General features: G+C 70.6%; 19 protein-coding genes. 16 read left to right on the top strand and 3 right to left on the bottom strand.

The window, feature by feature from the left end:
- The first annotated feature begins 47 nt into the window (after positions 1–47).
- The 3 genes from Q1B08_RS06840 (at position 48) to murJ (ending at position 5828) form a co-directional block, all read left to right on the top strand.
- On the top strand, positions 48–1244 hold the full coding sequence (locus tag Q1B08_RS06840; protein ID WP_299816496.1) for a penicillin-binding protein activator: 1197 nt from the start codon (positions 48–50) through the stop codon (positions 1242–1244).
- Between the two features lie 58 nt (positions 1245–1302).
- Complete coding sequence (locus tag Q1B08_RS06835) at positions 1303–4032, top strand: [protein-PII] uridylyltransferase (protein ID WP_299816913.1); 2730 nt, start codon at positions 1303–1305, stop codon at positions 4030–4032.
- 215 nt (positions 4033–4247) lie between these two features.
- Positions 4248–5828 (top strand): murein biosynthesis integral membrane protein MurJ, encoded by a 1581-nt coding sequence (gene murJ, locus Q1B08_RS06830; RefSeq protein ID WP_299816494.1) that lies wholly within the window; start codon positions 4248–4250, stop codon positions 5826–5828.
- Here murJ and Q1B08_RS06825 read toward each other — a convergent pair.
- A complete protein-coding gene (locus tag Q1B08_RS06825) occupies positions 5819–6508 on the bottom strand; it encodes a rhomboid family intramembrane serine protease (protein ID WP_299816491.1) in 690 nt (229 codons plus the stop codon). The two genes, murJ and Q1B08_RS06825, sit on opposite strands and share 10 nt — an antisense overlap.
- 76 nt (positions 6509–6584) lie before the next feature.
- Between Q1B08_RS06825 and trpS the strand changes: the two genes are divergently transcribed.
- The gene (gene trpS / locus Q1B08_RS06820; protein WP_299816489.1) at positions 6585–7598 is read left to right on the top strand and encodes a tryptophan--tRNA ligase; all 1014 of its coding nucleotides are present in this window, start codon (positions 6585–6587) and stop codon (positions 7596–7598) included.
- 67 nt (positions 7599–7665) lie between these two features.
- Here the strand turns inward: trpS and Q1B08_RS06815 are convergent, their stop codons facing one another.
- Positions 7666–8082, bottom strand: a complete 417-nt coding sequence (locus tag Q1B08_RS06815; protein WP_299816487.1) for a tellurite resistance TerB family protein — start codon at positions 8080–8082, stop codon at positions 7666–7668.
- An 86-nt stretch (positions 8083–8168) separates the two neighbouring features.
- Here Q1B08_RS06815 and Q1B08_RS06810 point away from each other — a divergent pair, with 86 nt between their 5' ends.
- Both Q1B08_RS06810 and Q1B08_RS06805 read left to right on the top strand, forming a co-directional pair.
- A complete protein-coding gene (locus Q1B08_RS06810; RefSeq protein WP_299816485.1) occupies positions 8169–9755 on the top strand; it encodes a lysine--tRNA ligase in 1587 nt (528 codons plus the stop codon).
- A gap of 49 nt (positions 9756–9804) precedes the next feature.
- Entirely contained in the window at positions 9805–10197 is a 393-nt protein-coding gene (locus Q1B08_RS06805; RefSeq protein WP_299816483.1) for a DUF4864 domain-containing protein, read from the top strand.
- Positions 10198–10545: 348 nt separating this feature from the next.
- Here Q1B08_RS06805 and Q1B08_RS06800 read toward each other — a convergent pair whose 3' ends face one another.
- The gene (locus Q1B08_RS06800) at positions 10546–11043 is read right to left on the bottom strand and encodes a YdcF family protein (RefSeq protein WP_299816481.1); all 498 of its coding nucleotides are present in this window, start codon (positions 11041–11043) and stop codon (positions 10546–10548) included.
- Between the two features lie 114 nt (positions 11044–11157).
- On the opposite strand from Q1B08_RS06800, the gene Q1B08_RS06795 reads away from it, so the two are divergent.
- The 10 genes from Q1B08_RS06795 (at position 11158) to Q1B08_RS06750 (ending at position 19709) form a co-directional block, all read left to right on the top strand.
- Positions 11158–12021, top strand: coding sequence for a branched-chain amino acid aminotransferase (locus Q1B08_RS06795; protein ID WP_299816479.1), 864 nt, complete (start codon positions 11158–11160; stop codon positions 12019–12021).
- On the top strand, positions 12000–13112 hold the full coding sequence (locus tag Q1B08_RS06790; protein ID WP_299816478.1) for a hypothetical protein: 1113 nt from the start codon (positions 12000–12002) through the stop codon (positions 13110–13112). Before Q1B08_RS06795 ends, Q1B08_RS06790 begins: the two co-directional genes overlap by 22 nt.
- Before the next feature lie 71 nt (positions 13113–13183).
- Positions 13184–13639 (top strand): universal stress protein, encoded by a 456-nt coding sequence (locus Q1B08_RS06785; RefSeq protein WP_299816477.1) that lies wholly within the window; start codon positions 13184–13186, stop codon positions 13637–13639.
- Between the two features lie 292 nt (positions 13640–13931).
- Entirely contained in the window at positions 13932–14492 is a 561-nt protein-coding gene (locus Q1B08_RS06780; RefSeq protein WP_299816475.1) for a NifU family protein, read from the top strand.
- Entirely contained in the window at positions 14479–15102 is a 624-nt protein-coding gene (gene tsaB / locus Q1B08_RS06775; RefSeq protein WP_299816912.1) for a tRNA (adenosine(37)-N6)-threonylcarbamoyltransferase complex dimerization subunit type 1 TsaB, read from the top strand. Before Q1B08_RS06780 ends, tsaB begins: the two co-directional genes overlap by 14 nt.
- Positions 15099–15494 (top strand): GNAT family N-acetyltransferase, encoded by a 396-nt coding sequence (locus Q1B08_RS06770; RefSeq protein ID WP_299816474.1) that lies wholly within the window; start codon positions 15099–15101, stop codon positions 15492–15494. Before tsaB ends, Q1B08_RS06770 begins: the two co-directional genes overlap by 4 nt.
- Positions 15495–15617: 123 nt before the next feature.
- Entirely contained in the window at positions 15618–16613 is a 996-nt protein-coding gene (locus Q1B08_RS06765) for a BMP family ABC transporter substrate-binding protein (protein WP_299816471.1), read from the top strand.
- A complete protein-coding gene (locus tag Q1B08_RS06760) occupies positions 16613–16978 on the top strand; it encodes a hypothetical protein (RefSeq protein WP_299816469.1) in 366 nt (121 codons plus the stop codon). The genes Q1B08_RS06765 and Q1B08_RS06760 overlap by 1 nt, the downstream gene beginning before the upstream one ends.
- The gene (locus Q1B08_RS06755; RefSeq protein ID WP_299816467.1) at positions 16975–18528 is read left to right on the top strand and encodes an ABC transporter ATP-binding protein; all 1554 of its coding nucleotides are present in this window, start codon (positions 16975–16977) and stop codon (positions 18526–18528) included. Before Q1B08_RS06760 ends, Q1B08_RS06755 begins: the two co-directional genes overlap by 4 nt.
- Complete coding sequence (locus Q1B08_RS06750) at positions 18525–19709, top strand: ABC transporter permease (protein WP_299816465.1); 1185 nt, start codon at positions 18525–18527, stop codon at positions 19707–19709. Before Q1B08_RS06755 ends, Q1B08_RS06750 begins: the two co-directional genes overlap by 4 nt.
- Positions 19710–19723: the final 14 nt, after the last annotated feature.

The following is a 19723-nucleotide window of genomic DNA, read 5'->3' as shown; positions in this document are numbered from 1 at the left end:
GGCGACGTTACGCACCCGGAAGGGGGCGGTTTCCGGGAGATCACGCCATGTCAATCCGCGGCCTTCGCGCCAGACTCGTCTCATTCATGCGCCGGACGCGCAAGGGCGCGACCCTCGTCGCGGCCTCCGCCACGCTCGCCGCGTGCAACGTCGCCGGGCCGATCGTCTCCGGCTCCGGCGCGGACGGGGTGCGGGGCGACGGACCGGTCCGGGTGGCGCTCCTCGTGCCGCAGGGCTCGTCCCGGTCGACCGACGCGGTGGTGGCGCGGAGTCTCGAGAACGCCGCGCGCCTCGCGGTGGCGGATCTCGGCGGCGGGTCGGTGACGCTGGATGTCTATGCGACGCAGGGCACGCCCGCCGGTGCGACCTCGGCCGCGAACGCGGCGCTCGCGGCGGGCGCGCAGGTCATCCTCGGCCCGCTCTACGCCGACAACGCCGCCGCCGCGGGCGTGGCGGCGGCGGGATCCGGCGTACCGGTGCTGAGCTTCTCGAACAACACCTCGGTCGCCGGCGGCAACGTCTGGGTTCTCGGCAACACCTTCGAGAACACGGCCCGCCGGGTGCTCGGCTTCGCCGCCGCGCAGGGGCGCAACCGCGTGCTCGTCACCCATGCCGACGACGAGAACGGGCGGATCGCCAACGCCGCCGTTCAGACCGCCGCCCGCGGCAGCGGCGCGCAGATCACCGGCGCGGTCCCCTATCAGCTCAGCCAGCAGGGGATCGCGGCCGTCGCGCCGCAGATCGTGGAGCGCGCGGAGGCGACGGGCACCAACGCGGTGTTCCTCACCGGCAACACCTCCGGCGACCTGCCCGTGATCTCCGCGCTCCTGAGCGAGCAGGGGCTGGGCGACGAGGAGACGCGCTTCCTCGGTCTCACACGCTGGGACATCCCGACCGACGCCCTGTCGCTGCCGGGGCTGCAGGGCGGCTACTTCGCGCTGCCCGATCCGGGGCCGATGGCGCAGTTCAACGCCCGCTACGCCGCCGCCTACGGCACGCAGCCGCACTCGCTCGCGAGCCTCGCCTATGACGGCGTGGCGGCGATCGGCGCGATCGCGGGACAGGGCCGGACGGTCGGACGCGGCACCCTGACTTCCGGCGCTGGCTTCGCGGGCACGGGCGGGGTATTCCGCCTGCGCGGCGACGGCACCAACGACCGGGCCCTGGCCGTCGCGCAGATCGTGAACCAACAGATACAGGTGGTCAGTCCTGCCCCGAACACCTTCGGCGGCGCCGGGTCGTAACGACCCGGCCCCGGCCCTTCACCCGACCGGGCTTCCCGATCCGGCCCCCGACGCGGCGCTGATCGTCGCGTCGGACGCCCTGTTCGACGACGCCGCCGTTCTCGCCGCCGTCGACGCGGCCGCGGGCTGCGGCGATAGCACCGCGCGGCGCCGCGCCGTTGTCGCCGTCCTGGCCGACGCGCAGGCCCGGGGCCGGGAACGGATCGCGACGGCCTTCCGGGCCGATCCCGTTCGCGCCCGCCGCGTCACCCGGTCCTACGCCCACCTCACCGACCGTCTGGTGCAATGCGCCTGGCTCGTGGCGACCCGCATCCTGCATCCCTGCCCGAACCCGACGGAAGGCGAGCGCTTCGCGGTGCTCGCCGTCGGCGGCTACGGCCGGGGCGAAATGGCGCCCCATTCGGACGTGGACCTCCTGTTCCTGACACCCTGGAAGCGGACCCCCTGGGTGGAGAGCGTCGTCGAGTCGATGCTCTACATCCTGTGGGACCTGAAGCTGAAGGTCGGCCATTCCACCCGGACGGTGAAGGATTGCGTCCGCCTCGCCACCGAGGATTACACGATCCGCACCGCGCTCCTCGAACGGCGGCAGATCTGCGGCGACGCGGCGTTGCCCGGCACGCTCACGGTGCGCCTTTGGCGGGATCTGTTCCGCGGGACCACCGCCGACTTCATCGAGGCCAAGCTCGCCGAGCGCGAGCAGCGCCTGCAAAGACACGGTGGCCAGCGCTACATCCTCGAGCCGAACGTGAAGGAGGCGAAGGGCGGGCTGCGCGATCTGCAGACGCTCTACTGGATCGCGAAGTACCGCTACAACGTGCGGCAAACCTCGGAACTCGTGCGGCTCGACGTGTTCACCGCCGAGGAGTTCGACGCCTTCGAGCGGGCGGAACGGTTCCTGTGGTGCGTGCGCTGTCACATGCACCTGATCGCCAACCGCGCCGCCGACGTGCTGACCTTCGACATGCAGGTCGATGTGGCCGGCGCGATGGGCTACCGCGACCATGCCGGCCGCCGCGCCGTCGAGCATTTCATGCAGGATTACTTCCGCCACGCCACCCGCGTCGGCGAGCTGACGCGGATCCTTCTGGTCGCGCTGGAGGCCGACAACGTGAAGCGGGAGCCGGCGCTGCTCGGCCTGCTCAAGCGCCGCCGCCGGATCCGCGAGCCCTTCGTGGAGCGTCAGGGCCGGCTCGACGCGGCCGACGAGGCGGCGTTCCTCGCGCAGCCGCTCAACATGCTGGGCATCTTCGACGAGGCGCTGCGCATCGGCATGTTCCTGCATCCGCACGCGATGCGGCTGGTGGCGGCGAACCTGCACCTGATCGACCGCAACCTCCGGGAGTCGCCGGCGGCGGCGCGGATGTTCATGAACCTGCTGCTGAAGCACGGCAATCCCGAGCGCGCCCTGCGCCGCATGAACGAGCTTGAGGTGCTGTCCGCCTTTATTCCCGAATTCGCGCCCATCGTCGCGATGATGCAGTTCAACATGTATCACGCCTACACGGTGGACGAGCACACGATCCAGGTGATCTCCAACCTCGCGCAGATCGAGCGGGGCGAGCTTTCCGAATCCCTGCCGCTGGTCACCTCGATCCTCGATGCGGGGATCAGCCGCCGCATCCTTTATACCGCGCTGCTGCTGCACGACATCGGCAAGGGCCGGCCCGAGGATCATTCCATCCTCGGTGCCCGCATCGCGCGCAGCGTCGGGCCGCGCCTCGGCCTGCGCCCGCGCGAGGCGGAGACGGTGGAATGGCTGGTGCGCCACCACCTGCTGATGTCCGACATGTCGCAGAAACGCGACATCTCCGACCCGCGGACGATCCGCGACTTCGCCAAGGCCGTGAAGACGCGCGAGCGGCTCGACCTGCTGACCGTCCTCACCGTCTGCGACATCCGCGGGGTCGGTCCGAACGTGTGGAACAACTGGAAGGCGCAGATGCTGCGCGCGCTGCACCGCGCCACCGCGGCCGCGCTGGAGAACGGGCTGGAGGACGTCAACCGAGAGACCCGCGAGAAGCGCGCCAAGCAACTTTTCCGGGAGGCGATGGCGAACTGGACCGAGGGCCAGAAGCGCGCGGAGATCGCCCGCCATTACGGCCCCTACTGGCAGGGCATCCCGACCGCCGCGCAGGTCAAGTTCGCCTCGCTCCTCGACGGGCTGGGCGCGGGCGAGATCCGCTTCGACCTCGAGGCCGACGAGGAGCGCGACGCGACCCGCGTGCTCATGGCCTGCCAGGACCATCCCGGCATCTTCTCGCGGCTGGCCGGCGCGCTCAGCCTCGTGGGCGCCGACATCGTCGACGCGCGGACCTACACCTCGCGGGACGGCTACGCGACGAGCGTGTTCTGGCTTCAGGATGCCGACGGGCACCCCTACGAATCTTTCCGCCTGCCGCGCCTGCGCTCGATGATCCAGCGCATCCTCCATGGCGAGGTCGCCACGCGGCGCGAGCTCGAAGGCCGCGAGATCAAGAAGCGCGAACGCCGCTTCCGCGTCGCCACCAACATCAGCTTCGACAACGAGGGATCGGACATCTACACGATCATCGAGGTCGATACCCGCGACCGGCCCGGCCTGCTCTACGACCTGACGCAGGCGCTCGCGAACGCCAACATCTCCATCGCGCAGGCCGTGATCGCGACCTACGGCGTGCAGGTCGTCGACAGCTTCTACGTGAAGGACCTGTTCGGCCTGAAGATCGTGTCGAAGTCCAAGCAGGACGCGCTGACCCGCAAGATCCACGCCGCCATCGACCGCGCGGCCGAACGCGCGGGCGCCTGAGGCGGCCGACCGCCCGCATCGCGCCCGCGCCGCCGCCATCGGGGACTGGCGCCGGCGGGCGTGCCTGCGGGAAACAGATCGCCGCCGGAACGGCGAGAGGGCCTTCCGCCCCGTGAGGGGCCGGACCCGCCACCGGAGGGCGACTTGGCCCCTACCGCCCGCGTCCCGCCCGCGCTATCCCGCGCCGCAACGCCGCCCCAACCCGGACCGCAATCATGGCCCCACGCCTCGTCAAGGGCTTCCTCACCGTGGGAGGCTGGACGCTCCTGTCGCGCATCCTCGGCTTCGCGCGCGACATCCTGATCGCGCGCTTCCTCGGCACCGGTGCCGCGGCGGAGGCGTTCTTTGTCGCCTTCTCGCTCCCGAACATGTTCCGCCGCTTCTTCGCCGAAGGCGCGTTCAACATGGCCTTCGTGCCCCTCTACGCCAAGAAGCTCGAGGGCGACGCGACCGAGGCCGACGCCTTCGCGCGCGACGCCGTGGCGGGCATGGTCGTGATCCTCACCGCCTTTACCGCGCTCGGCATCGTGCTCATGCCGCTCCTCGTCTTCGCGATGGCGAGCGGGTTCGCGGAAGACGAGCGCTTCCCCCTCGCCGTGATGTACGGCCGGATCGCGTTTCCCTACATCCTGCTCATCTCGCTCGCCGCCCTCGTTTCGGGCGTGCTCAACTCCAACAACCGCTTTCTCGCCGCCGCCGCGGCGCCCGCGCTCCTCAACGTCGTCTTCATCGTCGCGATGCTCGCGCTCTGGGCCCGCCCGGAACTCTGGGGCTGGCTCGAGGCGCCGACCCGTTCGCGGCTGATCGCGCGCGGCCTGGTCTGGTCGGTCCCGCTCGGCGGGCTGGTGCAGCTCGGCCTCGTCTGGTGGGCCGCCGCGCGGGCCGGGCACCGCCTGCTGCCGCGCCACCGCCCGCGGATGACGCCGGACCTCAAGCGCCTCCTCGTCATCGCCGCCCCCGCCGCGCTCGCCGGCGGCGTGGTGCAGGTGAACCTCCTCGTCGGCCGTCAGGTGGCCAGCTACTTCGACGGCGCGGTGGCGTGGCTGAACTACGCCGACCGCCTCTACCAGCTGCCGCTCGGCGTGGTCGGCATCGCCATCGGCGTCGTCCTGCTGCCCGACCTGTCACGCCGGGTCCGCGCCGGCGACACGGAGGGGCAGCAGCACGCCTATTCCCGCGCCTTCGAGTTCTCCTGGCTCCTGACCCTGCCCTCCGCGGTGGCGCTTCTGGTCGTGCCCCTCCCGCTCGTCGCCGTCCTGTTCGAGCGCGGGGCCTTCGACGTGGACGACACCGCCGCCACCGCGCTCGCGCTGATGATCTACGCCCTGGGCCTGCCCGCCTTCGTCCTCCAGAAGGTGCTGCAGCCGCTCTACTTCGCGCGGGAGGACACGCGCAGCCCGCTGCGCTACGCGATCGTCTCCCTCGTGGTGAACGCCTGCGTGGCGATCGGACTCGCGCCCCTGATCGGCTGGCCCGCCGCCGCGCTCGGCACGACGCTCGCCGCCTGGGCGATGGTCTGGCTGCTCGCGCGCGGGGTGCGCGGACTCGGTGCCGTGGCCGCGCTCGACCGCCGCGCGCGTCGCCGCGCCTGGGGGATCGTGGCGGCCGCGGTCCTGATGGGCGTCGTTCTCTGGGCGCTCAACCTCGCGCTCGGGCCGCTCTTCGGGGGCGCGTGGCGTAGCGTGGCTCTGGCCATCCTCGTGGGCGTCGGGATGGTGTCCTTTTTCGCCTTCGCGCAGCTTCTCGGCGCGTTCCGCATGGCCGAGCTGCGCGGCGCAATCCGCCGTCAGCGCTGACGCAGGCGGTCCCGGATGCGGTGCAGCGCGCCGGGAAACAGGAGCTGCGCGGCGAGATACCCGCTCGCCGCCCCACCGAGATCGGCGCTCCAGTCCGGCACCCAGGCGAGGTTGCGCGCCAGCAGCAGGCCGAAGACCGGCTGTATCGCCAGCAGGAACCCGATCAGAAGGAAGGCCCGCGACGGATCGGCCCGCGTCAGCCCCCGCTGCGTCAGGTAGGTGAACGCCCCGATGAGCCCGTAGGCCGGCGGATAGCCCCCGAAAAGCGGCGACCGCGCGTCGAAGAGCACGAGGTAGACCGCCGCCCCGCCCAGCGCCGCCCCGAAGAAGATCACCAGGATCCGCCAGCCCGGATAGACCGGCGCCACGACGTTGCCCAGCGCCAGCACGAAGACGCAGACCATTGCGGCATGGGTGAAGCTCCCGTGGACGAACGGATAGGCGAAGACCCGCGCCAGCTCGTCGAGGGGCGCCTGCCGCGTCCGCAGCATCCAGTCCCATACATCCGCGCGCACCGACCACGTCTCGAGCGCGGAAAGCCGCCAGCCCACGGCGCCCTGTCCCCCGACGAGGCCGGAGGCGCCCGCCTGAAAGATCAGCTCCACCCCCGCGATCACCAGCGCAAGCGCGACGACGAGGGGCGGCAGGTCGTTGAACGGGTTCGGCGGTCTGGGCTGCATCCGGGCCTCGATTGACGGCATGACCCCCGCCGACTAAGCGATGCCCCGTCCCGAGACCAGCCCTCCGGAGGTTCCGATGCCCCTCTTCACGCCCCGCGTCTTCTCCGGCATCCAGCCCTCGGGCGGCCTGACGCTCGGGAACTACCTCGGCGCGATCACCAAGTTCGTGGACTGGCAGGCGAAGGGCACGCACGCGACGATATTCTGCATGGTCGATCTCCATGCGATCACCGTGCCGCAGGATCCGGCCGCGCTGCGCCGCAACACGCGCGAGCTCTGCGCGGGCTTCCTCGCCTCGGGCATCGACCCGGAACGCTCGATCCTCATCAACCAGAGCCAGGTGCCCGAGCATGCGCAGCTCGCCTGGATCTTCAACTGCGTCGCGCGGATGGGCTGGATGGGCCGGATGACGCAGTGGAAGGACAAGTCCGGCAAGAACGCCGAGGCGGCCTCGCTCGGGCTGTTCGCGTACCCCGCGCTGATGGCCGCCGACATCCTCGTCTACCACGCCACCCACGTCCCCGTGGGCGAGGACCAGAAACAGCATATCGAGCTCACGCGCGACATCGCGGCGAAGTTCAACCACGATTACGGCGTGGACTTCTTTCCGATGACCGAACCGGTGATCGAGGGCGCGGCCACCCGGGTCATGTCCCTGCGGGACGGCACGCGGAAGATGTCGAAATCCGATCCCGTCGATGGCAGCCGGATCAACCTGACCGACGATGCCGACACGATCGCGAAGAAGTTCAGGAAGGCCAAGACCGATCCCGACCCGCTGCCCGGCGAGGCCGGGGCGCTCGAGACGCGGCCCGACGTCCGCAACCTCGTGAACATCTACGCGGCCCTGTCGGGCAGGGACGTCGACGCGGTCCTCCGCGAGAAGGCGGGCGGGCAGCTCGGCCATTTCAAGCAGGATCTGGCCGATCTCGCTGTGGCGAAGCTGGCGCCGATCTCGACCGAGATGGCCCGCCTGATGGACGACCCCGCCGAGATCGACCGCATCCTCGCCCGCGGCGCCGAACGCGCCCGCGCGATCACCGTTCCGATCCTCGAGAAGACCTACGAGATCGTCGGCATGGTGCGCTGACGCGGCCCGCTTCTTTGCTTTGGAAATATCCCCGCCGGAGGCTCCGCCCGCCCGGCGGGCGACACGCTCAGAGCTTCAGGTGCCGCGCCCGCGCCCCCCGCTCGATCGCCGCGGCGTGGAGCGGGTCGATCTCGAACTCGTAGCGGATCTCGCGCAGGAGCTCGAGCTCGGTCTGGTAGACCTGACCGTCCGCCGCGGCCACGTCGCAGGCCAGCGCATAGGCCGTTTCCCGGTGCGACACCGGCAGCGCGTCGCGGATCAGGCCGAGGATCGCGTCGAGCCCGTCCTCTTCCTCCAGAAGGTCGAACACGGTCTGCGCGATGCTTTCCAGCCGGTCCTCGTCGAAATCCGCGAAGATCGGAAGGTGGTTCACGATGGACTGGATCGTCAGGAGCTCCGACGTGCGGATGGTCGCGTCGGAAGCCGAAACGGTGATCATCATCGCGACCAGCGCGTCCTGCGGGGTGAAATCCGGTTCGGCCATCCTGAGCTCCTTCGCCTTCCTCGTTTATTGACGGCGCGGCGGTGGGGCAATAGTTGCGGACCGCTTCCGATCCCGAGGACGATCCCATGACCAGCTTGCGCGACGCGGCGATGACATCGAAGGCCTGGCCGTTCGAGGAGGCGCGTCGCCTGCTGAAACGCGCCGAGGCGCAGTCGAAGGACCACGTCCTCTTCGAGACCGGCTACGGCCCCTCCGGCCTGCCGCATATCGGCACCTTCGGCGAGGTCGCGCGCACCACGATGATCCGCCGGGCGCTCAACGTCATCAGCGACGTGCCCACCCGGCTCGTCTGCTTTTCCGACGACCTCGACGGGATGCGCAAGGTTCCCGAGAACGTGCCGAGCCCGCCCGCCCTGCGCGAGCATCTGCAGAAGCCGCTCACCGACGTGCCCGACCCGTTCGGCACGCACGAGAGCTTCGGCGCGCACAACAACGCCCGCCTGCGCCGTTTTCTCGACACGTTCGGCTTCGAGTACGAGTTCATCTCCGCCACCGAGTTCTACCGCTCGGGCCGGTTCGACGACGTGCTCCGCCGCGCCGCGGAGCGCTACGACGACCTGATGGCGATCATGCTGAAGTCCCTGCGCGACGAGCGGCGCCAGACCTACTCGATCTTCCTGCCGATCCACCCGGAGACGGGGCGCGTCCTTTACGTGCCGATGACGCATGTGGACGGACGCGACGGCACCGTGACCTTCGACGACGAGGACGGCCGCGAATGGACGCTGCCCGTCACCGGCGGCAACGTGAAGCTGCAATGGAAGCCGGATTTCGGCGCCCGCTGGGCCGCGCTCGGCGTGGATTTCGAGATGTACGGCAAGGACCACGCCGCCAACACCCCGATCTACGACGGCATCTGCCGCACGCTGGGTGGCCGGCCGCCGGAGCACTTCACCTACGAGCTTTTCCTCGACGAGGGCGGCCACAAGATCTCCAAGTCCTCGGGCAACGGCCTTTCCATCGACGAATGGCTGACCTACGCGGCCACCGAGTCGCTGTCCTATTTCATGTACCAGAAGCCCAAGACGGCGAAGCGGATGCATTTCGACGTCATCCCCAAGGCGGTGGACGAGTACCACCAGCAGCTCCGCGCCTATCCCGGGCAGGACGAGGCAAAGCGGGCCGCGAATCCGGTCTTCCACATCCATTCCGGCGACGTGCCGCAAAGCGACATGGTCGTGCCCTTTTCCATGCTCCTCAACCTCGCCTCCGTCGCGGGGGCCGAAAGCAAGGACGCGCTTTGGGGCTTCATCCGCCGCTACGCGCCCTCCGCCTCGCCCGAGGCGAACCCGCAGCTCGACCGGGCGGCCGCGGGGGCGGTGCGCTACTACAACGATTTCGTGGCCCCCGCGAAGGTGTTCCGCCTGCCCAGCGACCCCGAACGCGCGGCGCTCACCGAGCTTCGCGACCGGCTGCGCGACTGGGACGGCCCCGTGGACGACGAGGCGCTGCAGGGCGTGGTCTACGAGGTCGGCCGCGAGCGGTTCGACCCGATGCGCGACTGGTTCCGCGCGCTCTATCAGGTGCTCCTCGGCGCTGATCAGGGGCCGCGCTTCGGCGGCTTCATCGCGCTCTACGGCGTGACGGAGACGGCCGATCTCATCGACCGCGCGCTGGCCGGCGAGCTTGTGGGAAACTCCGCGACCGTTTGATCCGTGTTTTTGGCGATCTAGGATCGTCACGGACAGCGGAGGATACGGCATGAAGGGCTTACTGACGGGGCTGATGCTCCTTGCCGGCGCGGCGCAGGCCGACGAGGCGGCAATCCGGGGCGTGATCGACGGCCAGCTCGAGGCATTCAGGTCCGACGACGTCGCGACCGCCTTCACCTTCGCCGCGCCCGGCATCAGGGATATTTTCCGCAACCCGCAGGTCTTCGGCCGCATGGTGCGCGAGGGCTATCCGATGGTGTGGCGGAACGGCCGGATCCAGTATCTCGAAGCCACCGGGGACGGGTCCGGCTGGCGGCAGGAAGTTCTCATCACCGACGCGGCCGGACGCCTTCACACCCTCGCCTACACCATGGTGGAGACGCCCGACGGCTGGAAGATCGCGGGCGTCGAGATCCTGCGCGACCCCGGCGTCGGCGTCTAGGCCCCGCCGCCACGGAACCTGATTGGCCGACCGGAGGCGCCGTCACCACTTGTCCGTGACGCGGCCCGATCCCGCTGACCACATCGTCCGTCGGGTCCGACGCGCCAAGCCCCGCTCGGCCGCAGGGATCGGGCGGCCCCCGTCCGCCCCCGTGGACGGGGCCGCCCTCTCCGCTCCACACGCCCGGGCCGCCTGCCTGCGCTTCCTCAGGCCGACGACGCGACCCGGCGTGTTAACGAATCTTCAAGCGAATCACGGCAGATTGAGGACCACGGCGCGGCGAAGTCGCGACCGTCACCCACAAGAGGGCCGCCCCGGTGAAATCCGCGGCGGCCCCTGGTTCTTCCGCTACCGCCGAACGCGCCATCGCAGGGCCCGCGCCGCCGATAGCGGGGTCGCGAGCGCCTCCCGCAGGATCGCCAGGAGCGTGGCCCGCCACGGGGCCCGGCCGACCGCGCCCGAGACCCGCGCCCGCCTGCCCATCAGCCGCAGCGTGAGCCAGGCCCGCGGCAGGTGCCAGCGGTTCGACACCAGCACGATCACCGCCCCCGGCGGGACGAGGGCGAGCGCGCGGCGGAGGTTGTCGAACGTCGTGGCCGACCGGTCCTCGATCACCAGCGCGGCCCCGGGCACGCCCGCCGCCCGGGCGAGCCGGGCGGCCACCACCGCCTCCGCCGCGCCGTGCCGCCCCACACCGCCGGTCAGCACGATCCGATCCACCCGGCCCGACCGCCAGAGCGCGAACGCATGCGCCGTGCGCAACGCCAGCGTCGGCGACGCGGAGCCATCCGGGGCGACCGCCGCCCCGAGGACGACGGCACAGGTTTCGACGTCGCCTTCGTTCATGCCGCCTTCTGCGCCCGTTCCCCTGACGGGAACAAGGGCGCCGCCCCCCACGGCCCGCTGGACGCCGCCCCGCCCCGCCCCTATCAAAGCGCGGAGCAGCGAGGGAGGCATGGCATGGCATTCGGCAAGCGGGTCCGCACCTGGTTCGACGGGACGTGGCACGACGGCGACGTTCCGATCATGCGGGCGGCCGACCACGGCAGCTGGCAGGGATCTTCCGTCTTCGACGGGGCCCGCCGGTTCGAGGGGCTGATGCCGGACCTCGACCGCCACTGCGCGCGGATCAACCGCTCGGCGGAGGCGCTGATGCTGAAGCCCACGATGAGCGTGGAGCGGATGCTCGAACTGATCGCCGAGGGACTCGAAGCCTTCGCCCCCGACGACGCGATCTACATCCGGCCGATGTACTGGGGCATCCACGGCAGCGAGCTGGGCCTCGTCCCCTCGCGGGAAGAGACGGGCTTCGCGATCTGCCTCGAACACGTGCCGATGTACGGCCCCGAAAAGACCACGACGCTGACGACGACGCGATTCCGCCGCCCGGTGCTGGAGGATGCGGTCTGCGACGCCAAGGCCGGCTGCCTCTACCCGAACAACGCGCGCATGCTGGCCGAGGCGCACCGGAAGGGCTTCGGCAACGCGCTGGTCGCCGATGCGATGGGCAACGTGGCCGAAAGCGCCACCTCCAACGTCTTCATGGTCAAGGATGGCGAGGTCTTCACCCCGATCCCCAACGGCACCTTCCTGTCGGGCATCACCCGCGCACGGCACATCGCGAACCTCGCCGCCGACGGGAGCCGCGTGCACGAGACGGTGCTGACCTTCGACGATTTCCGCGACGCCGACGAGGTGTTCCTGTCGGGCAACCTCACCAAGGTCACGCCGGTCACGGCCTTCGACGACCGCTCCTACCAAATCGGCCCGGTGACGCGGCGGGTGCGGGAGATGTACTGGGATTGGGCGCGCTCGGCCGCCTGACCCTGCGCGTCCTGCGGGCGCTGCCGCTCGGCCTGTCGCTCGCGGCGACGCTCTGGGCGCTCTCCGCCAACCCCTTCGCCGCGCCGTTCGTGGAACGGGGCCGCACCGAGCTCGCGCTCGCGCTGGAACGGGAGGTGCGGCGCACGGCGACGACGGCGTGGGTCGCGGCCGCGCTGGACGCCGCGGTCGCGGCCGGCGACGTGGACCGCGCGGCCATGCTGATCGACCTGGCGCGCGACCTCGACCGGCCGGTGGATGTCGCGGCGGCGGAGTCGATGATCGCATCGCGCTCCGGCTGGCTCGCCAGCGCGGGCGACTGCGCCGCCTGCATGGCCGACGCCGCCACCTGCCCCACGCTGGCGCAGCTCGGCGCCTGCGCGGTGCCCTTCGAACTTTCCCCGCTCGGCGACGCCAACGCGCTGCGCCGCGCCGCGCAAGCCTGGATGACGGGGAATGACGTGGACGAGCTCGATGCGGGGCTGGCGCTGCTCGGCCTCGGCGCGACGGGGGCGATCGTGCTCTCCGGCGGCGCCTCGGCCCCGGTGAAGGCCGGTGCGGGGCTTCTCCGGCTCGCGCGCCGCATCGGCAGCCTTTCGCCCGGCCTTGCGCGCGCGCTTCGCGTGCCGATCCGCTGGGACGCCGTGCCGGACTACCTGCGCGGCTCGGCCCGGCTTGCCGACGTGACCGACGCGGCGGCGCTCGCGCGGGTCTCGGGCGTGGCGGCCGATATGGGCCGGGTGCGCGACGCGACCTCCACCGCGGAGGCGCTGCGTCTCGCGCGGCTCGTCGACACGCCCGAAGACGCGTCCCGCCTTGCCCGCGTGGCGGAGGCGGCCGGGCCCCGCACGACGCGCAGCTTCGCCGTTCTGGGCAAGGGCCGGGTGTTCCGCGCGACGGTGCGGCTCGGCCGGCTCGCGGCGGGGACGCTCGTGCTCCTTTGGCTCACGCTGCTGCAAGCGGGGCTCGTGCTGGCGAGCTGGACCGGACGGACGGTCTGGCGCACCCTCCTGCCCGCGCCGGCCGCGTCCCGCGCGCCGCCCCGGCGCCGGACCCCGCGCCTCGGCCCCGCGGGGCCGCGACCGCCGAGGTAGGGCGGAGTGTGTGGACAGGCGGCGGCGGGACGGGCAAAGCTGTGGCCCGATCAAAGACCCGCGAGGAGACGATGCGCAAATTCCTGGTCGTGCTCGACGACACCCGCGAATGCCTCAACGCCATGCGCTTCGCCGCGCTGCGGGCGGAGCATACCGGCGGCGGCATCGAGGTCCTCGCCGTGATCCCGCCGGAGGACTTCAATCACTGGATCGGCGTGGGCGACATCATGCGGGAGGAGGCGCGCGAGCGGATCGTGGCGCATTTCGAGGTCTTCGCGAAATGGATGCGCGACCGGCACGGGCTCGAGCCGCACTTGGTGATCCGGGAGGGGGAACCGGTGACGGAGATCCTCGCGCAGGTGGTCGACGACCCGCAGATCGGCGTGCTCGTCCTGGGCGCGAGCGCGGAGGGCAAGGATCCGGGCCCGCTGGTGACGCAGCTTACCCGGAGCGCGGGCGACCTGCCGGTGCCGGTCACCATCGTTCCGGGCAACCTGACGCGGGAACAGCTCGAGGACATCGCCTGACCGGCGTGCCCCGTCCGCGATCGACGCTTTCGTCGCAATCGTTTGCGAACCCTTGCGAGGGTTACGAAAGGATTTCGTTTACCTTCGGCGTGAACCCGGCACGGCCGCACAGGTCGGGGTACTCCGCCACGGATCGGTGCGGGCGAATAAATCAAGCTGGCTTACGAATTCCCGCAAAGGGCCGTGGCGCGATCGCACGTCCTTTGTCCGGATATGCACTTTAGAACCGTTCCAACTTCTTGACACAGGCCCGACCCGGGCGCAGATAGGGAGCCTGACCCGGAGGCGAGACATGTTCATCCAGACCGAGACCACGCCGAACCCCGCGACGCTCAAGTTCCTGCCCGGACAATCCGTGCTGGAGCAGGGCACGGCGGACTTTCCCGATGCGAAGGCCGGCGCGCCCTCGCCGCTCGCCCGCCGCATCTTCGCGGTGGACGGTGTGACCGGGGTGTTCCTCGGCAATGACTTCGTGACCGTCACCAAGGGCGAGGGCACCGCCTGGGACCATGCGAAGCCCGCGATCCTCGGGGCCATCATGGAACATTACCAGTCCGGCGAGCCGGTCATGGAGGGTGCGACGGAGGCCGCGCACGGCACCGCCCATGACGAGGCCGACAGCGCCATCGTCGGCCAGATCACCGAGCTTCTCGATACCCGCGTCCGCCCGGCGGTCGCGCAGGACGGCGGCGACATCACGTTCCACGGCTTCGAGCGCGGCGTCGTCTATCTCCGGATGCAGGGTGCCTGCGCCGGCTGCCCGTCGTCCACGATGACGCTGAAGATGGGGATCGAGAACCTGCTGCGGCACTACATCCCCGAAGTGACCGAGGTCCGCCCTGTCGGCATCTGATCGCCTCGTCCTCGGGTTCGACACGTCGGCCGCGCATTGCGCGGCCGCTCTCGTCTCGGGCGACCGCGTTCTCGCCACCCGCGTCGAGGCGATGCGGACGGGCCAGGCGGAGCGATTGATGCCGCTTCTGGAGGAGGTGCTGGCGGAGGCCGGCGCGGGCTGGCACGACCTCGCGGCGCTCGGCATCGGCACGGGGCCCGGCAACTTCACCGGCACGCGGATCGCCGTGGCCGCCGGGCGGGGCCTCGCGCTGGGGCTCGGCATCCCGGCGGAGGGCGTGACCGTGCCGGAGGCCTATGCGGAGGACCGCGACGTGATCGTCTGCCTGCCCGGCCCACGCGACATGGTGCATCTCAGTCATGCCGGCGAGATCGTGACGACGGAGGGCACGATCCCGCCCGGCTGGTCCGCGCCGCTGACCGGGCCGGCGGCGGAGGCGCTGGGCGCGACGACGGGACGTGTCGTGGTGGCGGCTCCGGATCTCGCCACCGCCATCGCGCGGATCGCCGCCCGGCGGGCGGCCCCGGGGCGGCCCCGACCCGCGCCCTATTATCTTCGCCCGGCCGACGCGGCCCCGCCCGCCGACGCGCCGCCCGCGATCCTGCCGTGACGCCCGCGGAGATGGCGGCGCTGCACGCCGGGGCCTTCGACGGTGCGACCCGCTGGTCGGCGGTGGCCTTCGCCGCGACGCTGGCCGAGCCAGGCGCCTTCGCCGTCGCCGCCCCCGGCGGGTTCGCCGTGGGGCGTGTCACGCTCGACGAGGCGGAGCTCCTGACGCTCGTGGTGGCGCCGGCGCAAAGGCGGCGGGGCCGGGCCCGCACCCTTCTGGGGGATTTCGCGGCGGCGGCGCGGGAGCGGGGCGCACGGACGGCCTTTCTGGAGGTGGCGGCCGACAACGGGGCGGCGCGCGCGCTCTACGACGCATCGGGCTGGCGCGAAGTCGGGCGGCGGCGCGGCTATTACGGCGGCACGGACGCCCTGATCCTCGTCACATCATTCTGACGAGGGGTCAGATCCCCGACAGGGCGGTTGACCTTCCCGGCCCCCTGCGGCCTTATCCGATGCATCAATCGCGGCGCGAGGGGTTCGGACGGGCCGACGCGCGCCCTTCGACGGGAGTGACACATGACCATCCTCAAGACCCTGACGGGGGCCTCGGCGGCGCTCGCCCTGAGCGCCGGGGCGGTTCTGGCCGAGCCGGGCCTGATCATCGACCTCGGCGGCAAGTTCGACAAGAGCTTCAACGAATCCGCCTATAACGGCGCGCAGCGCTGGGTCGAGGAGATGGGCGGCGACTACGTCGAGACCGAGCTCGCCAACGAGGCGCAGCGCGAGCAGACGATGCGCCGCATGGCCGAGCGCGGCGCGAACCCGGTCGTCGTGCTGGGCTTCGCCAACGCCTCCACGCTGGAGGCGGTGGCCCCCGACTATCCGGACACCGATTTCGTCATCGTCGACAGCGTCGTCGAGCAGCCGAACGTGAAATCCATCGTCTTTTCCGAGCACGAGGGCAGCTACCTCGTCGGCATGATGGCCGCGATGGCCTCCGAGACGGGCACCGTGAGCTTCATCGGCGGCATGGACGTGCCGCTCATCTCCAAGTTCGCCTGCGGCTACGCGCAGGGCGCCAAGGCGGCAAACCCGGAGATCGACGTGATCGTCAACATGACGGGCACCACGCCGACCGCGTGGAACGACCCGGTCAAGGGCGCCGAGCTCACCCGCTCGCAGATCAGCCAGGGCTCCGACGTGGTCTACGCGGCCGCGGGCGGCACCGGGATCGGCGTACTGCAGGCGGCGGCGGATGCCGACATCCTGTCGATCGGCGTCGACAGCAACCAGAACCACCTGCATCCGGGCGAGGTGCTGACCTCCATGGTGAAGCGGGTCGACAACGCGGTCTACGACGCCTTTGTGGCGGGCGAGGCCGGAGAGCTCGAGCCCGGCGTGGAAGTGATGGGCCTCGAGAACGACGGGGTCAGCGTGGCGGTCGACGAGAACAACGAGGAACTGGTGACCGAGGACATGATGGCGGCCATCGACGAGGCGCGCGCGCAGATCGCGGCGGGCGAGATCGAGGTGCACGACTACCTGTCCGACAACAGCTGCCCGGCATTCTGATGGCGGAGGCGGGTCATCCCGGCGAAGCGCTCCTGAGGCTCCTGTCGGCCTGGAACGAGGCGGATGCGGAGGCCCGCGCGGCGATCCTGAACGAGGCCTTCGCGGCCTCGTTCACCTACGAGGACCCGCATGCCCCGGCCCCGATCACCGAGGCCGAGGGGATGGCGGGGTATCTGAAGGTCTTCCGCGACAACCTGCCCGACGCCGTCCTGCTACCGGTCGGCACGCCGCAGGTGACGCACCGCACCGCGCTGGTGCGGGCGCGGATCGACCGGGCGGGCGAGCCCTTCGCACGGCTGGTCTATGTCGGCACGCTGGACGAGGACGGCCTCGTCCACGTCGCGGGCTTCGTGGAAAGCGAATGAGCCCGGCCGGGAACGGGGGCGATGCCGCGCTGGCCATCGAGCTGCGCGGCATCTCCAAGGCGTTCGGGCCGGTCCAGGCCAACCGCGACATTTCCATCCAGGTGCGCCGCGGCACGATCCACGGCATCATCGGCGAGAACGGCGCGGGCAAGTCGACGCTGATGTCGATTCTCTACGGCTTCTACCGGGCCGATGCCGGCGAGATCCTGATCGGCGGGCGGCGGGTCGAGATCCCCGACAGTCAGGCCGCGATCCGGGCGGGGATCGGGATGGTGTTCCAGCACTTCAAGCTGGTGGAGAACTTCACCGTGCTGGAGAACGTCGTCCTCGGCGCGGAGGACGGGCGGCTTCTGAAGCCGTCGCTGGCCAAGGCGCGGCGGCTCCTGAAACAGCTCGCCGACGATTACGAGATGGACGTGGACCCCGAGGCGGTGATCGAGGATCTGGGTGTCGGCCAGCAACAGCGGGTGGAGATCCTGAAGGCGCTCTACCGTGAGGCCGACATCCTCATCCTCGACGAACCGACGGGCGTGCTGACGCCGGCGGAGGCGGACCATCTGTTCCGCATTCTGCGCGGGCTTCGCGACGAGGGGAAGACGATCATCCTCATCACCCACAAGCTGCGCGAGATCATGGAGATTACCGACACCGTCTCGGTCATGCGGCGGGGCGAGATGACGGCCACCGTGCGGACCGCCGAGACCTCGCCCGAGGAACTGGCCGAGCTGATGGTCGGGCGCAAGGTGCTGCTCCGCGTCGACAAGGCGCCGGCGACGCCGCGCGACGTGGTGCTGGAGGTGCGGAACCTGCGCGTCGTGGACGAGCAGAAGGTGGAGCGGCTGCGCGGCATTGACCTGACGATCCGCAGGGGCGAGATCCTCGGGATCGCGGGCGTGTCGGGCAACGGCCAATCCGAGCTTCTGGAGGTGCTGGGCGGCTACGCGAACGGCACCGGGACGATCCGCATGAATGGCCGGGAGATCGATCTGACGGGCAGCGCGAGCAACGCGCGGACCCGGCGCGCGCGCGGCATCGCCCACGTCCCGGAGGACCGGCAGCGCGAGGGGCTGGTGATGGATTACAGTGCCTGGGAGAACGTGGCCTTCGGCTACCATTCCGATCCGCGCTTCAGCTCCGGCCTGTTCATGGATCACGCGGCGATGCGCGCCGATTGCGACGACAAGATGCACCGCTTCGACGTGCGTCCCCCCGACCCGACGCTCGCCGCCAAGAACTTCTCCGGCGGCAACCAGCAGAAGATCGTGCTGGCGCGCGAGATCGAGCGGAACCCCGACCTGCTGATGATCGGGCAGCCGACGCGGGGCGTGGATATCGGCGCCATCGAGTTCATCCACGAACAGATCGTCGCCCTGCGCGATCAGGGCAAGGCGATCCTCCTCGTCTCGGTGGAGCTCGACGAGATCATGGCGCTCTCGGACCGGATCGCGGTGATGTTCGACGGCCGCATCATGGGCGAGCGCCTGCCGGACGAGACCGACCAGCGGGAGCTCGGCCTCCTGATGGCGGGAATGGCGGGAGAAGCAGCATGAACGACGCGCTGCCGAAATGGGCCGACATCGCACTGATCCCGCTCCTGAACCTGACGCTCGCGCTGATCGTTTCCGGACTGGTCGTGCTGTTCATCGGCGAGGATCCGTTCGAGGTCCTATCGCTGCTGGTCGAGGGGGCCGTGGGGTCGGCGGACGGGTGGAGCTACACGCTCTACTACGCGACGAACTTCATCTTCACGGGCCTCGGCGTCGCGGTGGCGTTCCACGCGCGGCTCTTCAACATCGGTGGCGAGGGGCAGGCCATGCTGGGCGGCCTCGGCGTGGCGCTGGCGCTTCTCTACGTGCCGTGGCCGCACTGGTCGCTGGCGTTGCTGGCGGCGGTGGCGGGGGCGGCGCTGTTCGGGGCGGCCTGGGCGGCGATCCCGGCCTGGTTGCAGGCCCGGCGGGGCAGCCACATCGTCATCACGACCATCATGTTCAACTTCATCGCCTCGGCGCTGATGGTCTATCTGCTTTCCCGCGTCCTGCTGGTGCCCGGCGCCGGCGGTTCGCCCGAAACGGCGCGGTTCGCGGCCGAGGCGAACCTGCCGGGCATAGGCGACCTTTACGCGCTCCTGGGCTGGGGCTGCGTCGAGCGGCCGATCGCCTCGGTCTGCCGCGCACCGCTCAACATCGCCTTCCTGCTGGCCCTGCTGGCGAGCGTCGGGGTCTGGGCACTGCTCTGGCGAACGCGGCTCGGCTACGAGATCCGCGCCTTCGGCCATTCCGAGCCGGCCGCCCTCTATGCCGGCATCTCGCCTACCAGGATCATCATGATGGCGATGCTGATCTCGGGCGGGCTCTGCGGGCTGATGGCGATCAACGCGGTGATGGGCGAGGCCGAGCGGCTGGTCATCGACCCGGTGCAGGGGGCGGGCTTCGTCGGCATCGCCGTGGCGTTGATGGGGCGGTCGCATCCGATCGGGATCTGCCTCGCCGCGCTGCTCTTCGGAATGCTCTATCAGGGCGGGGGCTATGTCGAGTTCGACATCCCCGCCATCTCGCGCGAGATGATCTTGGTGATCCAGGCGCTGGTGATCCTCTTCACCGGGGCGCTCGACAACATGGTGCGCGTGCCGATGGAGGCGCTGTTCCTGACCCGCCGCCGCCCGGAGCCGGCCCTGCCTTTGACCGCGACGCGGTCCGACGGCGACCCCAAGGACCGGCAGGTGGAACCGTGACGGAGGCGGGCTGA

Source organism: uncultured Jannaschia sp., from assembly GCF_947494025.1.
Lineage (GTDB): Bacteria > Pseudomonadota > Alphaproteobacteria > Rhodobacterales > Rhodobacteraceae > Jannaschia.
The sequence above is the reverse complement of the archived record's forward strand: the minus strand, read 5'-3'. Positions and strand labels throughout refer to the sequence as shown.